General features: G+C 55.8%; 21 protein-coding genes and 1 pseudogene. All 22 read right to left on the reverse strand.

Annotation, left to right across the window (positions count from 1 at the left end; genetic code table 11):
- The 22 genes and pseudogenes from OR1_RS09525 to OR1_RS09625 all read right to left on the reverse strand — a co-directional run bounded on the left by OR1_RS09525 (position 1) and on the right by OR1_RS09625 (position 18,040).
- Positions 1-498, reverse strand: coding sequence for a flagellar protein FlgN (locus OR1_RS09525; RefSeq protein WP_041971518.1), 498 nt, complete (start codon positions 496-498; stop codon positions 1-3).
- A 17-nt stretch (positions 499-515) separates the two neighbouring features.
- Entirely contained in the window at positions 516-890 is a 375-nt protein-coding gene (locus OR1_RS09530; protein ID WP_370543344.1) for a rod-binding protein, read from the reverse strand.
- 13 nt (positions 891-903) lie between these two features.
- Positions 904-2,004 (reverse strand): flagellar basal body P-ring protein FlgI, encoded by a 1,101-nt coding sequence (locus OR1_RS09535; RefSeq protein ID WP_041971635.1) that lies wholly within the window; start codon positions 2,002-2,004, stop codon positions 904-906.
- A gap of 37 nt (positions 2,005-2,041) precedes the next feature.
- A complete protein-coding gene (locus tag OR1_RS09540) occupies positions 2,042-2,713 on the reverse strand; it encodes a flagellar basal body L-ring protein FlgH (protein ID WP_041971519.1) in 672 nt (223 codons plus the stop codon).
- Positions 2,714-2,737: 24 nt separating this feature from the next.
- Complete coding sequence (gene flgA / locus OR1_RS09545; RefSeq protein WP_237754266.1) at positions 2,738-3,460, reverse strand: flagellar basal body P-ring formation chaperone FlgA; 723 nt, start codon at positions 3,458-3,460, stop codon at positions 2,738-2,740.
- Between the two features lie 10 nt (positions 3,461-3,470).
- Entirely contained in the window at positions 3,471-4,259 is a 789-nt protein-coding gene (gene flgG / locus OR1_RS09550) for a flagellar basal-body rod protein FlgG (RefSeq protein ID WP_041971521.1), read from the reverse strand.
- A 9-nt stretch (positions 4,260-4,268) separates the two neighbouring features.
- A complete protein-coding gene (gene flgF, locus OR1_RS09555) occupies positions 4,269-5,024 on the reverse strand; it encodes a flagellar basal-body rod protein FlgF (protein WP_041971522.1) in 756 nt (251 codons plus the stop codon).
- A 17-nt stretch (positions 5,025-5,041) separates the two neighbouring features.
- Positions 5,042-5,794 carry a FliA/WhiG family RNA polymerase sigma factor gene (locus OR1_RS09560; protein WP_041971523.1) on the reverse strand — a complete coding sequence of 251 codons (753 nt, stop codon included), beginning with the start codon at positions 5,792-5,794 and terminating at the stop codon, positions 5,042-5,044.
- Positions 5,791-6,723, reverse strand: coding sequence for a MinD/ParA family protein (locus tag OR1_RS09565; RefSeq protein ID WP_041971524.1), 933 nt, complete (start codon positions 6,721-6,723; stop codon positions 5,791-5,793). Before OR1_RS09565 ends, OR1_RS09560 begins: the two co-directional genes overlap by 4 nt.
- Before the next feature lies 1 nt (position 6,724).
- Positions 6,725-8,065 (reverse strand): flagellar biosynthesis protein FlhF, encoded by a 1,341-nt coding sequence (gene flhF / locus OR1_RS09570; protein WP_041971525.1) that lies wholly within the window; start codon positions 8,063-8,065, stop codon positions 6,725-6,727.
- Positions 8,055-10,139 carry a flagellar biosynthesis protein FlhA gene (gene flhA, locus OR1_RS09575; protein WP_041971526.1) on the reverse strand — a complete coding sequence of 695 codons (2,085 nt, stop codon included), beginning with the start codon at positions 10,137-10,139 and terminating at the stop codon, positions 8,055-8,057. Before flhA ends, flhF begins: the two co-directional genes overlap by 11 nt.
- A 358-nt stretch (positions 10,140-10,497) precedes the next feature.
- Positions 10,498-11,562 carry a flagellar biosynthesis protein FlhB gene (gene flhB, locus OR1_RS09580; RefSeq protein WP_041971528.1) on the reverse strand — a complete coding sequence of 355 codons (1,065 nt, stop codon included), beginning with the start codon at positions 11,560-11,562 and terminating at the stop codon, positions 10,498-10,500.
- A gap of 9 nt (positions 11,563-11,571) precedes the next feature.
- The gene (locus OR1_RS23255) at positions 11,572-11,862 is read right to left on the reverse strand and encodes a flagellar biosynthetic protein FliR (protein WP_370543345.1); all 291 of its coding nucleotides are present in this window, start codon (positions 11,860-11,862) and stop codon (positions 11,572-11,574) included.
- A 112-nt stretch (positions 11,863-11,974) separates the two neighbouring features.
- Positions 11,975-12,301: pseudogene (locus tag OR1_RS23260) on the reverse strand (flagellar biosynthetic protein FliR); the annotation flags it as partial.
- Between the two features lie 59 nt (positions 12,302-12,360).
- Positions 12,361-12,630, reverse strand: a complete 270-nt coding sequence (gene fliQ / locus OR1_RS09590; RefSeq protein ID WP_041971529.1) for a flagellar biosynthesis protein FliQ — start codon at positions 12,628-12,630, stop codon at positions 12,361-12,363.
- An 11-nt stretch (positions 12,631-12,641) separates the two neighbouring features.
- Entirely contained in the window at positions 12,642-13,388 is a 747-nt protein-coding gene (fliP, locus tag OR1_RS09595) for a flagellar type III secretion system pore protein FliP (RefSeq protein ID WP_370543347.1), read from the reverse strand.
- Between the two features lie 2 nt (positions 13,389-13,390).
- The gene (gene fliO, locus OR1_RS09600; RefSeq protein ID WP_237754267.1) at positions 13,391-13,879 is read right to left on the reverse strand and encodes a flagellar biosynthetic protein FliO; all 489 of its coding nucleotides are present in this window, start codon (positions 13,877-13,879) and stop codon (positions 13,391-13,393) included.
- A complete protein-coding gene (gene fliN, locus OR1_RS09605; RefSeq protein WP_041971532.1) occupies positions 13,876-14,184 on the reverse strand; it encodes a flagellar motor switch protein FliN in 309 nt (102 codons plus the stop codon). The genes fliO and fliN overlap by 4 nt, the downstream gene beginning before the upstream one ends.
- 1 nt (position 14,185) lies before the next feature.
- Positions 14,186-15,166, reverse strand: coding sequence for a flagellar motor switch protein FliM (gene fliM / locus OR1_RS09610; RefSeq protein WP_041971534.1), 981 nt, complete (start codon positions 15,164-15,166; stop codon positions 14,186-14,188).
- Positions 15,167-15,181: 15 nt separating this feature from the next.
- Complete coding sequence (fliL, locus tag OR1_RS09615) at positions 15,182-15,703, reverse strand: flagellar basal body-associated protein FliL (protein ID WP_041971535.1); 522 nt, start codon at positions 15,701-15,703, stop codon at positions 15,182-15,184.
- A 271-nt stretch (positions 15,704-15,974) separates the two neighbouring features.
- The gene (locus OR1_RS09620; RefSeq protein ID WP_052440367.1) at positions 15,975-17,546 is read right to left on the reverse strand and encodes a flagellar hook protein FlgE; all 1,572 of its coding nucleotides are present in this window, start codon (positions 17,544-17,546) and stop codon (positions 15,975-15,977) included.
- Between the two features lie 107 nt (positions 17,547-17,653).
- Positions 17,654-18,040 carry a TIGR02530 family flagellar biosynthesis protein gene (locus OR1_RS09625; protein ID WP_041971536.1) on the reverse strand — a complete coding sequence of 129 codons (387 nt, stop codon included), beginning with the start codon at positions 18,038-18,040 and terminating at the stop codon, positions 17,654-17,656.
- Position 18,041: the final 1 nt, after the last annotated feature.

Here is an 18,041-nt window from a genome sequence, read left to right on the forward strand (position 1 = left end):
TCAGATCTCCTTACAGACCAGCCTGGACTTGTTGCCGTTCATGACCATGGTTCCAGAATCACCGTAGGTCTTCCTCCGGTTCATGATGGCATCGAAGAATGCCATATTCTCCCGGACATGATTGAGCGACCCTTCAAGCAGCTCGCGGTTGAAATCCAGAATCCGGTTGAGTGATTCGCCGGTTTCCAGGAGTGTCGACTGGAGTCTGCCCAGTGTTTCCCGGAACGGCGCAGGGCTCTTACTGATCAGGGGCGATAGATTTTCCACCTTTTCAAGATTGAGTTCCCTGGCTGCCTCTTTAAGCAGCAGCCGGTATTCGGCGTTGCCGCGCTCCATAGCCCCGAGGAGTTCGCGCTTGCGCGATTCCAGGCTCTCAAGCCCGGCGAGATCCACTTCAATGATGCTTTTTTGCTCATCCTTGAGCAGCAGCAGCAGATTCTCCATTTTTTCGCGCTTGCCGTTCAGGGCCGTTACCAACTGGGGCAGACAGCTTGGCATTTCCGTTATCTCCTAAACTATGGTGTTGATCCGTTATTGCGCCTTCCCGTGGCCGGCAAATGCCTGCGGGCGTCATCGAGAAGCTGCTTTTCAATGGTTTTCGCGATGCCTAGCCCACCCTGCTTGGCGATGGCAGAGGCATACTCCTGGTCCAGCAGCGACTGGAATACCTCTTCGCCATGGCCGCCGCCGGTCAGCTTGTCGGGAGTGCTGGATGAACGCATCGATTTGACCATCATCCCCGCGAACATCGCCTCAAACTCGGTTGCCACCTTGTGGGCAGCGGCCCTGGTCTTGGCATCCGGTTCTGCTCCGGCTGCCTTTCCGACGGCGTTTCGCGGAGTTTGCATCGTACTCCCCAGGGTATCAGGGGAAATCGTTTTTATATCCACTCAAAATCCCCTTTCAAATGATGGAAAGTTCGGCCTGCAGTGCCCCTGCGGCCTTGATCGCCTGCATTATTCCGATCAGGTCCCTGGGTGTGACGCCCAAGGCATTGAGTGCCCGCACCACATCGCCGATGCTTGCCCCTTCCCGCACGATTGCCAGCCCGCCCGCCTCTTCCTTGACCTTCAGCTCGGTCCGGGGAACGGTTCTGGTTTCCCCGCCGCTCAGTGCCGGGGGCTGGGAAACCTGCGGTGTTTCACGGATCAACAGCGTCAGGTTGCCATGGGAAACGGCCAGCGAAGAAATCCTGACATTTTCGCCGATCACAATCGTTCCGGTCCGCTCGTTCATCACTACCTTGGCAACGCTGTCAGGCCTGATCTCCAACCGCTCTAGCTCGGCAATAAACTCAACGGTCCGCCCCTGGTAGGCCGGGGGAATCGATACCATGATAGATCCGGCGTCACGACTGGCCGCGACCGGCGCATTGAACTTATCGTTTACCGATGCGGTAATCCGTGCCGCAGTGGTAAAATCCGGCTTTAACAGATTCAGCTTTAACTGGGACCTGTCAGCAAGCACATTGGGAAGCTCACGCTCGACCAGCGCCCCGTCGGAAATCCGTCCGGCAGTGGGATGGTTCTTCTGTGCCGACGCCGCCTGACCGCCATATGAGAACGAGTTGGTTATAACGCCCCCCTGGGCTACGGCATAGACCTGATTATCCGCCCCTTTGAGCGGCGTCATCAGGAGCGTCCCTCCGGCAATACTCTTGGCATCCCCCATTGATGACACCAGGGCGTCGATCTTCGACCCTTGCTTGGCAAACGGCGGCAAGGTAGCGGTGACCATGACCGCTGCCACGTTTTTCACCGTTACATCCGCCCTGTTAATGGTCACACCCATTTTTTCCAGCATGTTTACCAGCGACTGCACCTGGAACTTGGTCTGGTTGCCGTCGCCGGTCCCGTTCAGCCCGACCACCAGACCGTAACCGATCAACTGGTTGTCACGGACGCCGTCAAACGCCGCAATATCTTTGATCCTGACGGCATGGGCAGTCTGGGCGAAAAGTACCACGCAGATAAAGAGCGTTGCTGCCGTTACATATGATCTGATGTATTTTTCTATTCTCACGCGTCACTTCTCACTGGTTTCAAAACGGCCAGACCTTATCGATGAAGTTCATCAGCCATCCCGGGCTCTGGCGATCGCTGATTATACCTTTGCCGCCGTATGTAATCCGGGCATCGGCAATGTAACTCGAGTTGATGACATTATCCGCGCTTATGTCACGCGGTCTTACAGTCCCTTCAACCAGGATGACCTGGTCCTCGCTGTTCACCTTGACGTTACGCCGCCCCTCGATCTGTAGATTGCCGTTCGGGAGCAGTTCGACCACCTTGGCTGTGATGGTTGCAGTAAGGTTTTCCTTCCTGGTCGTTGATCCGGCGCCATCGAACTTGGAGCTGGCGCTGGCATTGATCAGGTTGGCCAGGTCCATCCACTTGTTGATCCCGGTCATGTTAGTTTCCAGACCGAGCATGTTCGGTATGCCGGCCGAGATGCTCGACCCTCTGCTGGTACCGGTGCTCGCCTCCTTGCTGGCGCTGGCCTGCTCGGTGATCAGGATCGTTAACGTGTCTCCCTTTCGCCGGGCCTTGATATCTTCGGCAAATCCGCCGGAAGAGGCCTGCCAGATCGATCCGTTGCTGTAGTTCGGCACCGGCTGGGCCAACTGCTCGTCAAATGCAGGGGTTTTGATCCCGGCCGACTGGTGAGTGCATGCCGACAACAGCACCACGAGAGAAACATACAACCATTTCATCAGACAGATCCTCGGCATAACATGCTAAAATTCCACCCTTACAGTAGACGAGTCAACTACCCGGGCCTGGATATCCTTCTGGGATGCCAGGTTTTGAACCATAACCAAGTCACCGGCGGCGCCGGGCCCCTTGGAGCGGCCGGTGGCGGTAACCCGAATCAGCTCATTCTCCAGAAGTATCGTCACCAGCTGGCCTGATTTGACCAGAGGCAGTTTCTCCAGTTGGTCGCTTTTTAAGGCAACGTTCCCGCGCAGCGAACTCTTGAGGCGCTTCCCCACAACATCGTTGACGTTACGGCAGATCTTGTTGCCGGAAGAGGCAAGATCCCGTTTTTGGATGACCACGTCGCCGGCCCCGATTATCTCCCCCTTCTCCATCTGCCGGGTTGTGACAACCATGTCGGTCATGGCCTCAACATCGACCCGCACCGGGATATTTTTCATCACCCGGTTGTCTACCCGGACAATTACCGCAAGGTTTACATTCCCCCATCCTTCCCACTGCTGGGGGGCCTTGACCTCGTACTCAACCTGGCCTAGTGGCAGCGCGAGGTCGCCCTTGTAGCCGATCTTCTTCAGCTTGGCTTCTACGTTGAGATTCTCCGTCTTGTTCCGGACAAACTCCTCGATGACCCTGCGGATCTCCTGTTCCCCCACGTGCTGGCCTTCCACAGCCGCGGCACAGCAGTTCCACTGCGCCGCAAATGCGAATACAGCCAATACCATCAAGAGGAGTAGTTTACGCATCCGGATCGCCTTATCGCTTCAGGTTGTTGGCCTGCTGCAGCATCTCATCGGCAGTCTGAACCGCTTTGGAGTTGATCTCGTAAGCGCGCTGGCCGATGATCATCTGCACCATCTCCTCCATGACGCTGACATTGCTCATTTCCAGGAAACCCTGGGCAAGGGTGCCGACGCCATTCTGCCCCGGCGTGCCGGTGGTGGCGGCTCCGGAGGAGTCGGTGTTCATGAAGAGGTTTTTGCCGATACTCGAAAGCCCGGTCTGATTTGAGAACGTTGCCAGCTGAATCGTGCCGACATTGGTCGGCGCGGTCTGGCCGGACTGCAGAACCGACACTGTGCCGTCGTTACCGATCGTTATCTGCGTCGCATTGTTGGGGACAACAATTTCCGGAGTCATCGGATAACCGTCCGAGGTGACCACCCGCCCCTGGCTGTCTTTCTTCCAGGTTCCGGACCTTGTGTACGCGGTGGTGCCGTCAGGCATCTGCACCTGGAAAAACCCTTCGCCCTCAATGGCGATATCGAGTTCATTGCCGGTCTGGTTGATATTGCCGGAGGTAAATAGTTTCGTTACCGCAGCGACCTTGGTTCCCAGACCGATCTGTATCCCTGAGGGTATTTGAGTGGTATTGGTCGACGGGGCACCGGTGGTCTTGACATTCTGATAAATCAGATCCTGGAAATCGGCCCGGCTCTTTTTGAACCCTGATGTGTTCACGTTGGCCAGGTTGTTGGCGACAACGTCAATATTAGTCTGCTGGGCCTGCATCCCCGAAGCTGCTGTCCAGAGTGCGCGTATCATAAAGTCTCCTTATACTTTTCCTAGGTCATTGGCCGCTTTGGCGGCCATATCGTCAAAGCTCTTCACCACCTTGGTGCAGGCCTCGAAATACCGCGTGTTCTCTATCAGCATCACCATTTCAGAGATGGTACTGACATTCGCCCCTTCTATCGCGCCCTGGCTGATAGCCGCGCTGGTAGTCGGCTCTGGCAAAACCTGCGGATCGGCCGGCACAAAGAGAGCGCTGCCGACCTTCTGCAAGGCATACGGCTTGGGGAAATCCACTATCTGCAAGGTTCCGACAGTAACCGGCGAGGTCTCGCCCGGGAGATACGCCGATACCGTGCCATCGTTCCCCACCGTAATCTGGGTAGCGTTATTGGGTATCGTTATTTCCGGCGACAGAGGATTGCCGTCGCTGGTGACGATCCGCCCGGTCATGTCCATCTGGAAATTCCCCTGCCGGGTGTAGGCAACACCATTGGGAGTGGTAACGGTAAAGAAACCGTCGCCCTCTATGGCGAGATCAAGCGTGTTGCCGGTCTGTTGCATCGGTCCCGGAGAATAGTCGGTAAAATAACGATCGCCCGAGAATATCGGGACAGTATCCCCCAATGCCGGTGGGGTAGCGGCATTCCCGGTTGCCTGGCTCAGCTGGGTTTCAAAGGAGAGCCGGTCTCGCTTGAATCCAGAGGTGTTCGCGTTGGCAAGGTTGTTGGAAATGATATCCATTCTTTTCATTGCATTGATATTCCCGGTGAGGGCTGCATACATTCCGCTGTTCATAAGATCCCTTTCACTGGTTACCGGTACATCTTCATCTTGGTCCGCAGCCGCATGATCGCCTGGCTGTGCAACTGGCAGATGCGGGACTCGGTGAGGCTCAGCACGGCGCCGATCTCTTTGAGGTTCAGTTCTTCGTAGTAATAGAGGGTAACAACGATCCGTTCCTTCTCGGGCAGACCCTCGATCGCCTCGGACAGGCCGTCCACCATCTGCCTCGCCATCAACTGGTTCTGCGGGCTGACAACCCGATCGTCCTCAAGCACGTCGAGAAGCCCGAACGGGCTCCCCTCCTCGTCCTCCCAGGAGTCATCGAGGCTGACCACCGAAAGGAAATGCACCTCTTCCAGGAGCTGGTAATACTCCTGAAGATCCATTTCCATGGCAGCAGCGACTTCTTCACTGGTGGGGTTCCGCCCCAGCTTCTGCTCCAGGACGGCAAATTCACGTTCGAGCCGTTTGAACTTTTCCCGCAATGACCTGGTAAGCCAGTCCTGCGAGCGGAGTTCGTCCATGATGGTCCCGCGGATCCGCTGTTCAACGAATGTCTTGAACTGGACACCGCGAGTCGGGTCAAACCGTTCCGCAGCAGTGATCAACCCGATAACGGCCGCGCTCATCAGGTCTTCACGATCGAGATGATGCGGTAACTGGGCTGCAATCTTGCCGACCAGAAATTTTACCAGGGGGAGATGAGCAACGATCAGCTCATCCCGGTTGGGAATGGCCGCCCGCTGCGCCTCCTCCTCATATGCCTTGAGCAGGCAGTTCATACGGTATCCATGGCATAGGGCTGGGCAAAGTTGCGCCGGAACAGGAACTGGATATTCCCCTTCATCCGCGCCGCAGTCACATGCTCGTTCATATGCTTGGCAAGTTTGGAAAAGCATCGGGCCGATTTGGATTCCGGATAAAGATCGATAACCGCCCTCTGGCTCCGGACCGAATCAACCAGCCGGTCGTCCCATAGAATGCAACCGATGTAATCGAGCGAAATATCCAGGAAACGGCTCGTCACATGCGACAACCGGGAAAAGACCAGCAGGGCATCCCTCGTGTCCCGCACCATGTTGACCAGCACCTTGAACCTGCGCTCGTCGTACCGCGTCGCAAGCAGCTTGATCAAGGCATAGACATCGGTGATGGAAGTGGGCTCCGGCGATACCACCACCACAATCTCCTGGGCAGCGGTATTGAAGTAGGTGACGTTTTCGGAAATGCCGGCCTCGGTATCGATTATGACGACATCGAACTCCTCTTCCAGTTCGTCCAGTTCCTCTAAAATTCGCATCCGTTCGCAATAGCCGAGACTTGTGTACTCCTGAACCCCGGACCCTGCCGGCACGAGCTTAACGCCCGACGGGCCGGTCATGATGATCTCTTTGAGCCGCTTCTCGCCAGACAATACATGGTTCAGCGTATAGTGAGGAGACAGCCCCAGAAGAACATCGATGTTGCCGACTCCGAGGTCGGCATCGATAATCAGGACCCGTTTCCCCTGCTGGGAAAGCGCGATGGCAAGATTGGCGACTACGTTGCTTTTGCCAACCCCCCCCTTGCCGCTGGTAACCGAGATTACCCTCACCCCCCGGCCCGAACCTTCGACCTTTACCTGGTGCTGCACCCGCTTGGAGCTGTCCATGGACCTCACCAGCTGCCGCAGCGAATCTGCCTGATCTTGACGGCCACTCATCATGTTCATCTTATACGTTCTCCTTCATGACGAGATTTGCCAGCTTTCGCGGGGTTGCCACCACGATATCTTCAGGCACCATCTGGCCGTTAGTGAAGTATGAAAGCGGAAGCTTGCTCCTGTGATGCGTGTTGACTATGCTCCCCAGGTTTTCCGCTTCATCCAGCTTGGTGAACAGCAGGCTTGAAATAGGCAGGACGCTGAAGTTGGTTATGGCGTCGGCCAGCTCCTTGTCTCTGGTGGTAGCGGAGAGGCAGAGATGCATTTCAATGTCCAGCCCGGAATCGAGCAGCGCCTTCAATTCATCCAGGCGGCCATGGTCCTTGGGGCTTCTGCCGGCAGTATCGATTATGATCAGATCCTTGTCGGCATGCGTTTCCGTCGCTTTTGCCAGATCTTGCGAAGTTACTGCTATCTCCAGCGGCACACCCATGATCTTGGAGTAGGTCTTGAGCTGCTCAAAGGCCCCGACCCTGAAGTTGTCGGTGGTGACAAGGGCAACCTTAGCCCCCTTGTGCATGGCATACATTGCGGCCAGTTTTGCCGTGGTCGTGGTCTTGCCGACCCCGGTGGGGCCGACGAGTGCGATGATCCGGGGGCCGTTCTTTTTCATCCGGAGCGGGCCCGCAGTCTTGACGACGCTGGAAAAGGCATCGATAAGGGAAAGCCGCAACTCCCTCTGGTCAGCGGTGGTTTCGGCCATCGGCCGAACGCATTCCAGCAAGGGGCCGACAGCATCTTTCTCTATGCCGGCGTCATGAAGTTCGGTGGCAAGATTGGCCAGGACCTTCTCGACTCCCTGCAGTTCCGATTCAAGAATCTTGACATCTTCCGGCTCGGCGCGATGGGCGGGAAAAGCTACCGGCACAGCTTCGGGCTTTTCCTTCACCTTGATGGCATTCAGGAGGTACTGCTTGAGTTCCTCCATATCCTCCTTGGGGATCGCCCTGGCAATACCGCCATTACCGTTGTTGGCGCCAGCTTTGCTTTCGGGCGGTTCAGCCTTGAAAGCAGCCGGTTGTGGCGGCGGCACCTCTCTGGTCGCCAGCTTTTCCACCTTCTCCCGGAGTTCGCGGAGTTCGCGCGCCAGCGGGCCGAGCATCGACTTCTGGAACTCCTCTTTCGTCGTCAGCTCCCGCTCTTCCCTCTGTGGCGGGGGCGGAACCGGCTTAGGCGCCGGCCGGGGATCAATCGCCGCGGTAACCTCGAAGAACGGCTTGGAAAAAATCCCCAGAATCCCCTTTCTTCTTTCCTTGCGAGAAGAGAGGATCATTGCGTCGGAACCCATTTCGGCCTTGACCATCCTCAGGGCTTCGGACATATCGGTTGCCTTGAACGTTTTAACTAGCATCGATGCTCACCACTCCAAAAGATTGAATTTTAATATGGGGCGGAATCTCGTTATGGGAAAGCACGGCAAGGTTCGGAACGAACCGCTCCGTCAAGAACTTTACATGCCGCCGGATGTTTGGTGAAGCAATGAGCACCGGCGCCGTACCCGACTGTTCGAATTTTTCCATAAGATTACGGATGCTGTTAATTATCCTCTGGGCCATTCCGGGCTCGATTGCCAGATAACTCCCCTGCTCGGTGACCTGCACCGATTCCCCGATAATCTCTTCCACAGTCCGGTCCAGCGTAATCAGGAAAAGCACGTCGTCTTCCCGCTTGTACTGCTCAACAATGTACCGTCCCAGCCCCTGCCTGACGAACTCGGTCAGGATGTCCGGGTCCTTGGTCACCGAGGCATAATCGGCCAGGGTCTCCAGGATTGTCCTGAGATCCCTCACCGAAACGCTCTCCTTGAGAAGGTTCTTCATTACCCGCAGTACCGTGCCCAGGTTGAGCAGGTTGGGAACAAGCTCTTCGACCACCTTCGGAAAGCTGCCGGCAAGATTGTCGAGGAGCTGCTGCAGCTCCTGGCGGCCGACCAGTTCGCTGGAATGCTTCTTGATGATTTCGCTGATATGGGTTGCAATGATAGTGGTATTGTCCACGACCGTGTAACCCTGCTGCTGGGCGCGCTCCCGCTCGGAGCCCTTGATCCATACCGATGGCAGGCCGAATACCGGTTCGGTGGTCCGGATACCCTCCACCCCACCGGTAGACCCGCCGGTATCCATGGCCAGGAACTGTCCGGCAAGCTCGCCGCCACCCACCTTTGCCCCTCTGATCAGGATCGCGTATTCATTGGGTCTCAGCTGCAGGTTGTCGTGGATATGTATCGGAGGAACCACAAATCCCATCTTCTGGGCAAATTGTTTGCGTATGGAGCGAATCCTTTCGAGAAGCTCACCCTCCTGGGCCGCGTCAACCAGCGGGACCAGGCTGTAACCGACTTCCAGCTCCAGCATGTCGAGAGGCCTGATGGCGCCGCTCTGCTCCACGACCTCCTCGGGAGTACGGATATCCGCCAGCTCGGTCTCAGCAACCACCTCTTCCTTGCTACTCGCAAGCTTGGCTGCCAGGTAGGCAATACCGGACAGAAGTAAAAACGCAAAATGCGGGAGCCCCGGAACCAGCGCCAGCCCGAACATGACCCCGGACGTTATATAAAACGCCTTGGGGTAAAGCATCAGCTGGCCGGTCATTTCATGGCCGAAGTTTTTCTCGTCGGCCGAGCGGGTCACGATCATGGCGGCCGCAGTCGAGATGACCAGAGCCGGTATCTGGGCAACCAACCCTTCACCGATGGTGAGCAGGGTATAGTTCGAGAGCGCATCGCTAAGCGCCATCCCCTGCTGCCAGACACCGATGATGAAACCACCGATTATGTTAACCAGTATAATGAGAACGCCGGCAACGGCATCCCCTCTGACAAACTTGCTGGCGCCGTCCATGGAACCGTAGAAATCGGCCTCTCGTCCCAGCTTGACCCGGCGGGCTTTTGCATCCTGCTCGTTGATCAGTCCGCTGCCGAGGTCCGCGTCAATAGCCATCTGCTTTCCCGGCATGGCGTCGAGGGTAAAACGGGCCGCAACTTCGGCAACCCTGCCGGCGCCCTTGGTAATGACGACAAAGTTGATGATGACGAGTATCAGGAAGATTACGGCGCCGACCACATAGTTGCCGCCGACGACGAACTGGCCGAAAGCCTTGATGACGGCGCCTGCCGACTCGGCCCCCTCGCTGCCGTGAAGCAGGATAAGGCGTGTTGATGCGATATTGAGAGAAAGGCGGAAAAGTGTCGTAATAAGCAGCAGGGACGGGAAGACCGAAAAATCGAGCGGTTGCTGGATATAGAGCGAAACCAGGAGTATGGCGAGCGCTGCAGTGATATTAGCGGCCAGGAAAATATCAAGCATGAATGGCGGCAGGGGGATAATCATAAGCGCCAAAACACCTATGACCGCCAGAGCCAGATAGACGTCTGAGTTGGATTTTAGCGCCGAAAGCTCAACAGCGGGTGCAGACGTTTGGGCCATTGAAAAAAATCCCATAATACTAAAGATATAGAGATGCAGACTGACTAGGTGCAACCGGTGTGCCAGCGACTTCCGACTCTTTGCATCAAAGTTTTTTCTGCCATGAGGGCAATAGGAGCGACGTTCTAGGGATAATGCTCAGATCTTTGTGCCTGCTGTCCGGCACAGGTAGTGAGAGTGGCGACGGCATTTTGAATGAGGCGGGGTCAATGTTTTGACTACCGATATCCCACCTCAGGATGCTTAGAAATGGTCAGGTCGTCGCACCCGCAGAAAGCTCCGCGGAGGCGTAGCAGCGCTACGCCGCACAAGGAAGCGAGCGAGGACGGCGGCGAGATGGCTGTTTATGAGCAGCCTGCTAGATCTTTCCTTTTATGCTGTAGACGTAAGCCAGAACTTCGGCAACCGCTGCGTAAAGGGCTTCCGGGATCTCCTCGCCTTCCTTGACCTGGGCGTACAGTTCCCGGGCGAGAAAGCGGTTTTCAACGAGCATCACCCTGTTTTCCCTGGCAATCTCCTTGATCCTCAGGGCCAGGTAATCCACCCCTTTAGCCAGAACTACCGGTGCCGACATCTCGCTCCGGTCATACTTGAGAGCGACTGCGTAATGGGTCGGGTTGGTAACGACGACATCGGCTTTCGGGATCGTACTGCGCAGCCTCTGCCGGTACATGGCCATTCTCTGCTGGCGGATCTTTGCCTTGATATGCGGGTCGCCTTCAGTATTTTTGTGCTCGTCCTTCACCTCCTGCTTCGTCATTCTCAGGTTTTCAATATGCCGCCACTTGACGAACAGGAGATCGAGAATACCGAGGATCAGCATGATCCCGGAGATATGCAGCACCAGCTTGAGCGAGAGCCGCCCGACAAACTCCATGATCCCAGGGATGTCCTTTTCCACGAGATATGAGATGGCATCCACCTCGTCCCTCAGGATCTTGAAGCCGACATACCCGGCGATGAAGATCTTTACCAGGGATTTTGCCCCCTCGAATGCCCCATCCTTGTTAAAGATCCTCTCTATCCCTTTCAACGGGTTCAGCTTGTCGAGGTTGAACTCAAGCTTGTCGAGCGTGAAGACTACACCACCCTGACCATAGTTTACCGCCACGCCGACCAAGACCATGATGATGAAAAATGGGAGCATCGACAGGAGAGCACCACCCGACATCTTGATCAGGAGCGCCTGGATTCCGGCCTGAGTGACCTGATATGTGCCCATTTCGCCGAGCACGTCCGCGGTTAGCCCCTTCAGGGTTCCGAGCATCAACCCGCTGGTGAGATAAAGGGTGATAATTGCCGTCAGGAGGGTCAGCGACGATGCCAGTTCCCGGCTGCGGGGGATGTTCCCCTTTTCCCTGGCTTCGGCAAGCCGCTTACTGGTAGGTTCTTCGGTTTTGGAATGTTTGTCCTGATCCGACATGCGCGCCGCCTAACCGAGAACCTTGAAAAGCACCTTTATTTGCCGGGTGAGCTGGCCGAAGGCCCCTTCCAGCGTATGCATGAAAACCAGGAGAGAACTGCCGAGAATAAGGAATCCGACCCCGATATTAAGGGGCATGCTTATTATGAAGACGTTCATCTGCGGGAAGATCCGGGCCATGATCCCCAGGACCACGGTGGCCGCCATCAGCGCCACCATGACCGGTGCGGCAAGCTTTATCGCCAGCACGAACATCCCTGTGACAATGCCGGTTACAAACTGCAGGACCGGCCCGTCCATGTGCCACCCTCCCAGCGGAAGCAGCTGGTAGCTCTCCACGATCGACCGGATGAAAAAACTGGTGCACTCCGAGCGCCATGAACAGCAGGGTGGCAAGCAGGGTCTGAAAGACCGAGATAATGGAGATCTGCCCGCCCATGGTCGGGTCGAAGAGGTTGACCATGGAAAATCCGATCTGGATGCCGAGAAGCTGACCGCAGAACTCGACTGCAGCGAAGATTGCCTGGGAGAGGAGCCCGAGGGTGATCCCGATCAGCGTTTCCCGCACCACGAGGATGAAAAGGGAAACGGAGTCGGTCGGCAGTTCCGGCAGGTTGGTCCTTATGACCGGGAACAACACCAAGGTCATGACAAAAGAGAGCCCGGCCTTGACCCGCATCGGCACCGCTTTGCCGCCAAACATCGGCGTGGCGGCAAATATGCCGGCAACCCGCCCCATCACCAGTGTGAAAAAGGAGAACTCTCCCAGGGTTGCAAAGGGACCCGGTGACAGCACGATCAGTGTCTCATGGTGGCGATCAGGGAATAGATCTCTCTGGTAAAATCGGAAAGGTAACTCATCATCCAGGGGAAGAATATGATCATCGCGATCATGACGGCTACGATCTTCGGGACAAAGGTGAGGGTGACTTCATTGATGGAGGTCACCGCTTGAAATATGCTTATTATGAGGCCTACCACCAGGCTGAAGATCAGCAGCGGGGCTGAAAGCAGCAGGGTCGTCTCAAAGGCCCGTCTGGCGAGCTGAACTACAAGTTCCGGCGTCATTACTTTTTCTCCTATCCGAAACTCTTTACTAGAGAACCGACGACAAGGCTCCAGCCATCGACAAGCACGAACAGCAGGATCTTGAACGGCAGCGAAATCATGACCGGCGGCAGCATCATCATACCCATGGACATGAGCACCGATGCCACGACCATGTCAACGACAAGAAAAGGGATGTAGATCAGAAATCCGATCTGGAAAGCGGTCCTTAGTTCGGAAATCATAAAAGCCGGGATGAGCGTCAGGGTCGGGATATCGTCGGCATTCTTCGGCCTGGGCATCTTTGAGATATTGACAAAAAGGGCAATATCCTTCTCCCTTGCCTGGGAGAGCATGAACTTTCTGACCGGCGCCACGGCCCGTTTCAGCGCCTCCTCCTGGGAAATGGTCTGGGCCTTGTATGGCTGCAGCGCATCACGATTTATCTGCTGCCAGACCGGCGACATGACAAAAAAGGTCAGAAACAGGGCGAGGCCGATGATGATTTGGTTGGATGGCGCCTGCTGGGTGCCCAGGGCGTTGCGCAGAAAGGAAAGCACCACGACAATCCGGGTAAATGATGTTGTCATGATGAGGATTCCCGGAGCGAGCGACAGAACCGTCATCAGGAAGAATATCTGCAGTACGACGGCTACGTCTCCGGGCTTGGTTGCCTTTCCCACCCCGACGCTGACCGTGGGCAGTGCCAGAGGTTCTGGGGCGCACAATGCAGAACCGGCAACTCCCAGGCACAGCAATAAAATTACCAGTAACCGCAACTTCACGATCTGCTACCACCGGCCGTCCGCATGGGCGCTTCAGCTGTGTTTTTTCTCGGGCGTCTCGCCATCAGGTCGATGATCTTGTTCTGGAGATTCTCCGGAACCAGCTTGCCCAGCATCGGCGAATCGATGACCTCGATCTCTTCAAGCATATCTACCTGCTTTATGAACTGCAACCCGTCACCGGAGCTGGAGAGCAGGAGGTATTCCCCCCCGACCTCCACCAGGACGAGAGATTTTTTCGGCGCCAGAAAACGGGTCTCTATGACTCGTATGTATTTTTGCTGGTTGCCGGTCGCCAATCCCGCCCGCAACCAGCGATTGCTGACATAATAAAACAGCAGTATCAAACCCACCACCACTGCAAGCGCGGCTATTGTCTGCAACATGCTCCAGAGCAGGGATGGCCCCTCCAGCGGAGATTGCCCCTGGGCCAGCGCCTCGCCTGCGAAAACAGGCATGATGGGAGCAATGGAGATCAACCTCACAGCACCTTCTCCACCCTCTCATTGGGGCTGACTATGTCAACAAGCCGGATCCCGAACTTCTCGTTTATAACCACAGCCTCGCCGCGCGCAACCAGTTTGGAGTTGACAAACACATCCAAAGGTTCGCCGGCGAGTTTGCCGAGCTCTACCACCGATCCCTGGTTGAGCTCAAGCACGTCCTTGACCAGCAGCTTTGTCCTCCCCAGCTCAACGGTCAACTGCAGCGGTATGTCGAGGATAAAATCCAGACTCTTTTTTTCCTGGACCGCGCTTTTCAGTTCTTCGTTTTCCACGTTATCCGGCACGCTATCCCCCTCTTGGTTTCAAGTTGGTAACCTGTACGGCCTTGTTGCCGCCGCGAACACCGGGCATGCCCAGGAATTTCGGAATCCCGCCGATGCTGACCTGCACTTCGCTTCCGTATCGGGAATCGTCCATCATCACTGTATCGCCCGATTTCATCCCCAGCAGATCCGAGAGTGTGATGCTGGCGGTCCCCATCTGTACCGAGACTTCGAGAGGAGCCTGCATCAGCTCCTGCGACAGACGAGTTGACCAGTGCGGGTCAGCAGCCATCATGGTGAACTGGGCGCCGGCCTTGAGCTTTTCACGGATCGGGTCAATCGTCATGTACGGAACGGCAAAGATCAGGTTCCCGACAGTTTCTTCGATCTGGACCTGCAGATTCATGGTTATGACCATGTATTCCGGTGGCACAATGCTAACCATGCGCGGGTTGGACTCGATCTTGATCAGGCTCATACTGGTGGTATGGAGCGGCGCCCAGGCCTTTTCCATCTCCGCGAGCATATCCTTTATGATTTTTTCGACGAGGCGCAACTCAATGGAGGTGAACGTCCGGTTGTTTTCCGGGATCTTGGGCGTTCCGGTGCCGCCGAGGATGGCGTCAACCACTGCAAAGACCATGGTGGCATCAAAGGCGATTATGGCAGCCCCCTTCAGGGGCTCAATCTTGTATATCGCCATGCAGACCGGCGACGGCAGGGTCTGCATGAAATCGTCGAATTTGAATGCCCTGGCGCCACCCTTTTTGATTTCGATCTGTTTCCGCAATCTGTTGGACAGGTTTGCCCGGTAATAACGGATAAAGTTATCGTATATGATGTCCAGGTTCGGAATGAACCCTTTGGAAGAGTCAGAACTGAAGAGGTTATAGTTGCTTACCCCGCCGCTCTCCTTTGCCAGCTCCTTTTCAGGGTCGATCTTCCCTTCGAAGACCGCCGAAAGTAGGGCTTCAATCTCTTCCTTGGTGAGGATATTCTCCATAGGTCAGCTCTTATCCTACTGAACCACGAAATCCGTGAAGTATACTTTGGTGACTTTTCCGGGTGGCAGGATCTTGTTCACTGCTGTCAATATTTCTTCACGAAGTTGGTTCTTGCCCTGCAGATCCTGAATCTCCTGCAGCGTCTTGGTGGTCAAAAGCACCAGGATTGCATCCCGAAGCGGCGCCTGCCTTGCTTCGACTTCTGCCTTGACTTCAGGGGTTGCCATCTCGAATTCCACCTTGACCTTGAGGTAGCGCACCTCCTGGCCATCATAGATGTTCACGATAAACGGCTCCAGGGGGAACACCGTTCCGCCCCCTCCCTTGCCGGCCTCGGCGCCGCCTCCGTGGCCGCCGGCACTCTTGGCCTCGGCCTTTTTGTCGGCGCCGCCCTCTTTTTTACTCCCGCCCATTGTCAACATGAGCACCACAACAATAACTACAACTGCCGCAACCGCAGCACCGATAATAATGAATAGCTTCTTTTTACCGCCAGGAGCCTTCTCTTCCTTTGCCTGTTCGTCCTTGGCTGCCATTTACGGCCCTCCCTCTCGACATTGCAAGTTTCTTCACATCCGTTCCCCATTGCAACTGGGGTGCCAGAGAGAATTTAATTCCGCAAGTCAGATAATTGGCCGAAGAATTTGGCCGCGACGCTGTAACTCCCTGCACAGCAACGGATTGAGCCGGGGGGACAAAAAAGGGGTGAGAAATAATTCCCAGGAATTTTGAATGGACTTAGTCAGTAATTTGACACCAGAGACCCGGCAGGCCATTAAAACCTGCCAGGTCTCTGACATGAGTTGACTACCGCTTAAGGTTTAGAAGTTCCTGCGTCATTTCATCGGCAGTGGTAATGGTCTTCGAGTTTGCGGAAAATGCCCGCTGGGCCTGGATCAGCTTCACGAACTGGGCCGCCATGTCGACGTTGCTCTGCTCCAGGGAGTTGGAAAGGATTTTTCCCACTCCCGGAGTGCTGGCATCGGATATCAAAGCCTGTCCGGACGCCAGCGTCTCCTCGAAAAGTGTGCTGCCGACCTTGGAAAGACCGTTGGTGGAAGCAAAACGGGCCAGAGCCACTTGGGCCAGTTTTTGCGACTGACCGTTGGAGTAAACACCGATCACATAGCCTTTTTCATCCACCTGGACCTTAGACAGACTCCCCTGGTAGTAACCGTCCTGGTTCTGGGAATTTACGATCGAGGCGCTGGCGAACTGCGTCGAAGCATTCACGCCGAAATCGAACAGGAGTGGCTGGGGAGCGGTCACACCGGAAAAGGTGATGTTCTGGGCTGCGGTAGCTGCAGGGGTCTGAGCGGTCAGAATTCCCGCGGTATTAAAAGTCATTGTTCCGTCAACCCAGGCCGGTGTTCCGTCTTGGACATTGGCATGCCAGTCCCAGGAGTTTACCCCGGTCTTGCGGTAGTAAGTCGTTACCGAGTGCGGGTTCCCCTGGGAGTCGTAAACAGTCATGCTGTTGGAAAAGTTCGATGTCCCGACCGGGTCTGTTGTTGAAAACGCAGTGGTAGCGGCATTTGCCGTTGCCACAGTGGCAACGCCGGCAGCGGCCTCGGTTACGCCGGTCAGGTCGATGGTGAGCGCCTGGGCATTGCCGTTTATGGTGGCGCTCGTAGCAATGGTGGTGGCCGGTATCGTGAACGCGCCGGTAGCAGAGGCTGTGGCCGGCGTTGCTCCCGCAATATCAGCCGACCAACTCCAGGCGTTTGCGGCTGTCTGCGTGAATGTAAGCGTTACTGCCCTGCTGGTGCCGCTATTATCCACCATGGTGGTGTTGACCGTATTCGTCCCTGTGGTCGAATTAAGGTTGCCGCCAATGGTCAGTGTATTGGCAATCCCCCCCGGGATCGTCTGGGTCGAGTCCAGATTCACGCGCGTAGTCAGGGTAGTCGTCATTTTCGGCGGCAGGGTGGAAAAGTTGGTCAGGTCTATCGCACCGAGAGATCCGTTGTTCAGCCCTGTTGTCTGATTGATCCCATACCCCTGAAGCTGCAGGCCATCGGGATTGACCAGGATCTTGTTTTTGTCGAAATTGAATGCGCCGGCGCGGGTGTAACGTTGAGCCTCGCCGGGGTTCTTCACTATGAAAAAGGATTCGCCCTGAATCGCCAGGTCGGTGACGTTTTCCGTGTTCTCAAATGAGCCCTGGCTGAAGTTATTCTGGACCGCCTGGATCTGGACCCCGCGGCCAATCTGCGAGTTGTTGCCGATGCTTGAGGAGAGGACGTCCGAGAAGAGCATCCGGCCGTTCTTGAAGCCGATGGTATTGACGTTGGAGATGTTGTTGCCGAGAACGGATATGGCCTCGCCGTTGGCATTGAGACCGCTGATACCGGTATACATTGCGGATGTAATACTCATTATTGCCTCCTTTTGTGTGAAACGCGTCAGTCGGTCGGCGTTTCGGTCGGGCTTCCTCCAGGAGGGCCAGCCCATTGGTTGTTTTGTTTATTCCATTCGCTGAGTCGTCATAGCACTACAGCTGAATCGATGTTGGTGAAAACATTTCCTTTCATAGATTCCCGATCCACGGCAGTCACCACAGTCCGGTTCTTCACGCTCACCACCAAGGCGGCATCCCCAAGCATGACCAGCGATTCGCGCCCACCTTTGCGGGCAACGGTATCGACCGCTCCTTCGAGTTTTTGCAGGTCGTTGTCGGAGAAACTTATCCCCCTTGCCTTCAAGCGGTCTTGCGCATGCTGCGAGAAGCGAACACCCTGAGAAGGGAGTTTTTCTTCAAGGACTTTGGCAAACTTGTTACTGCCATCGATAGTCCCCGCAGGCTTAGGCGCCGAAGCCGGTTTCTGGGTTGGAACCTGGATCGGACTCGGAATAAAGATCCTGTCCACCACG

It is taken from the genome of Geobacter sp. OR-1 (genome assembly GCF_000813145.1).
GTDB lineage: Bacteria > Desulfobacterota > Desulfuromonadia > Geobacterales > DSM-12255 > Geoanaerobacter.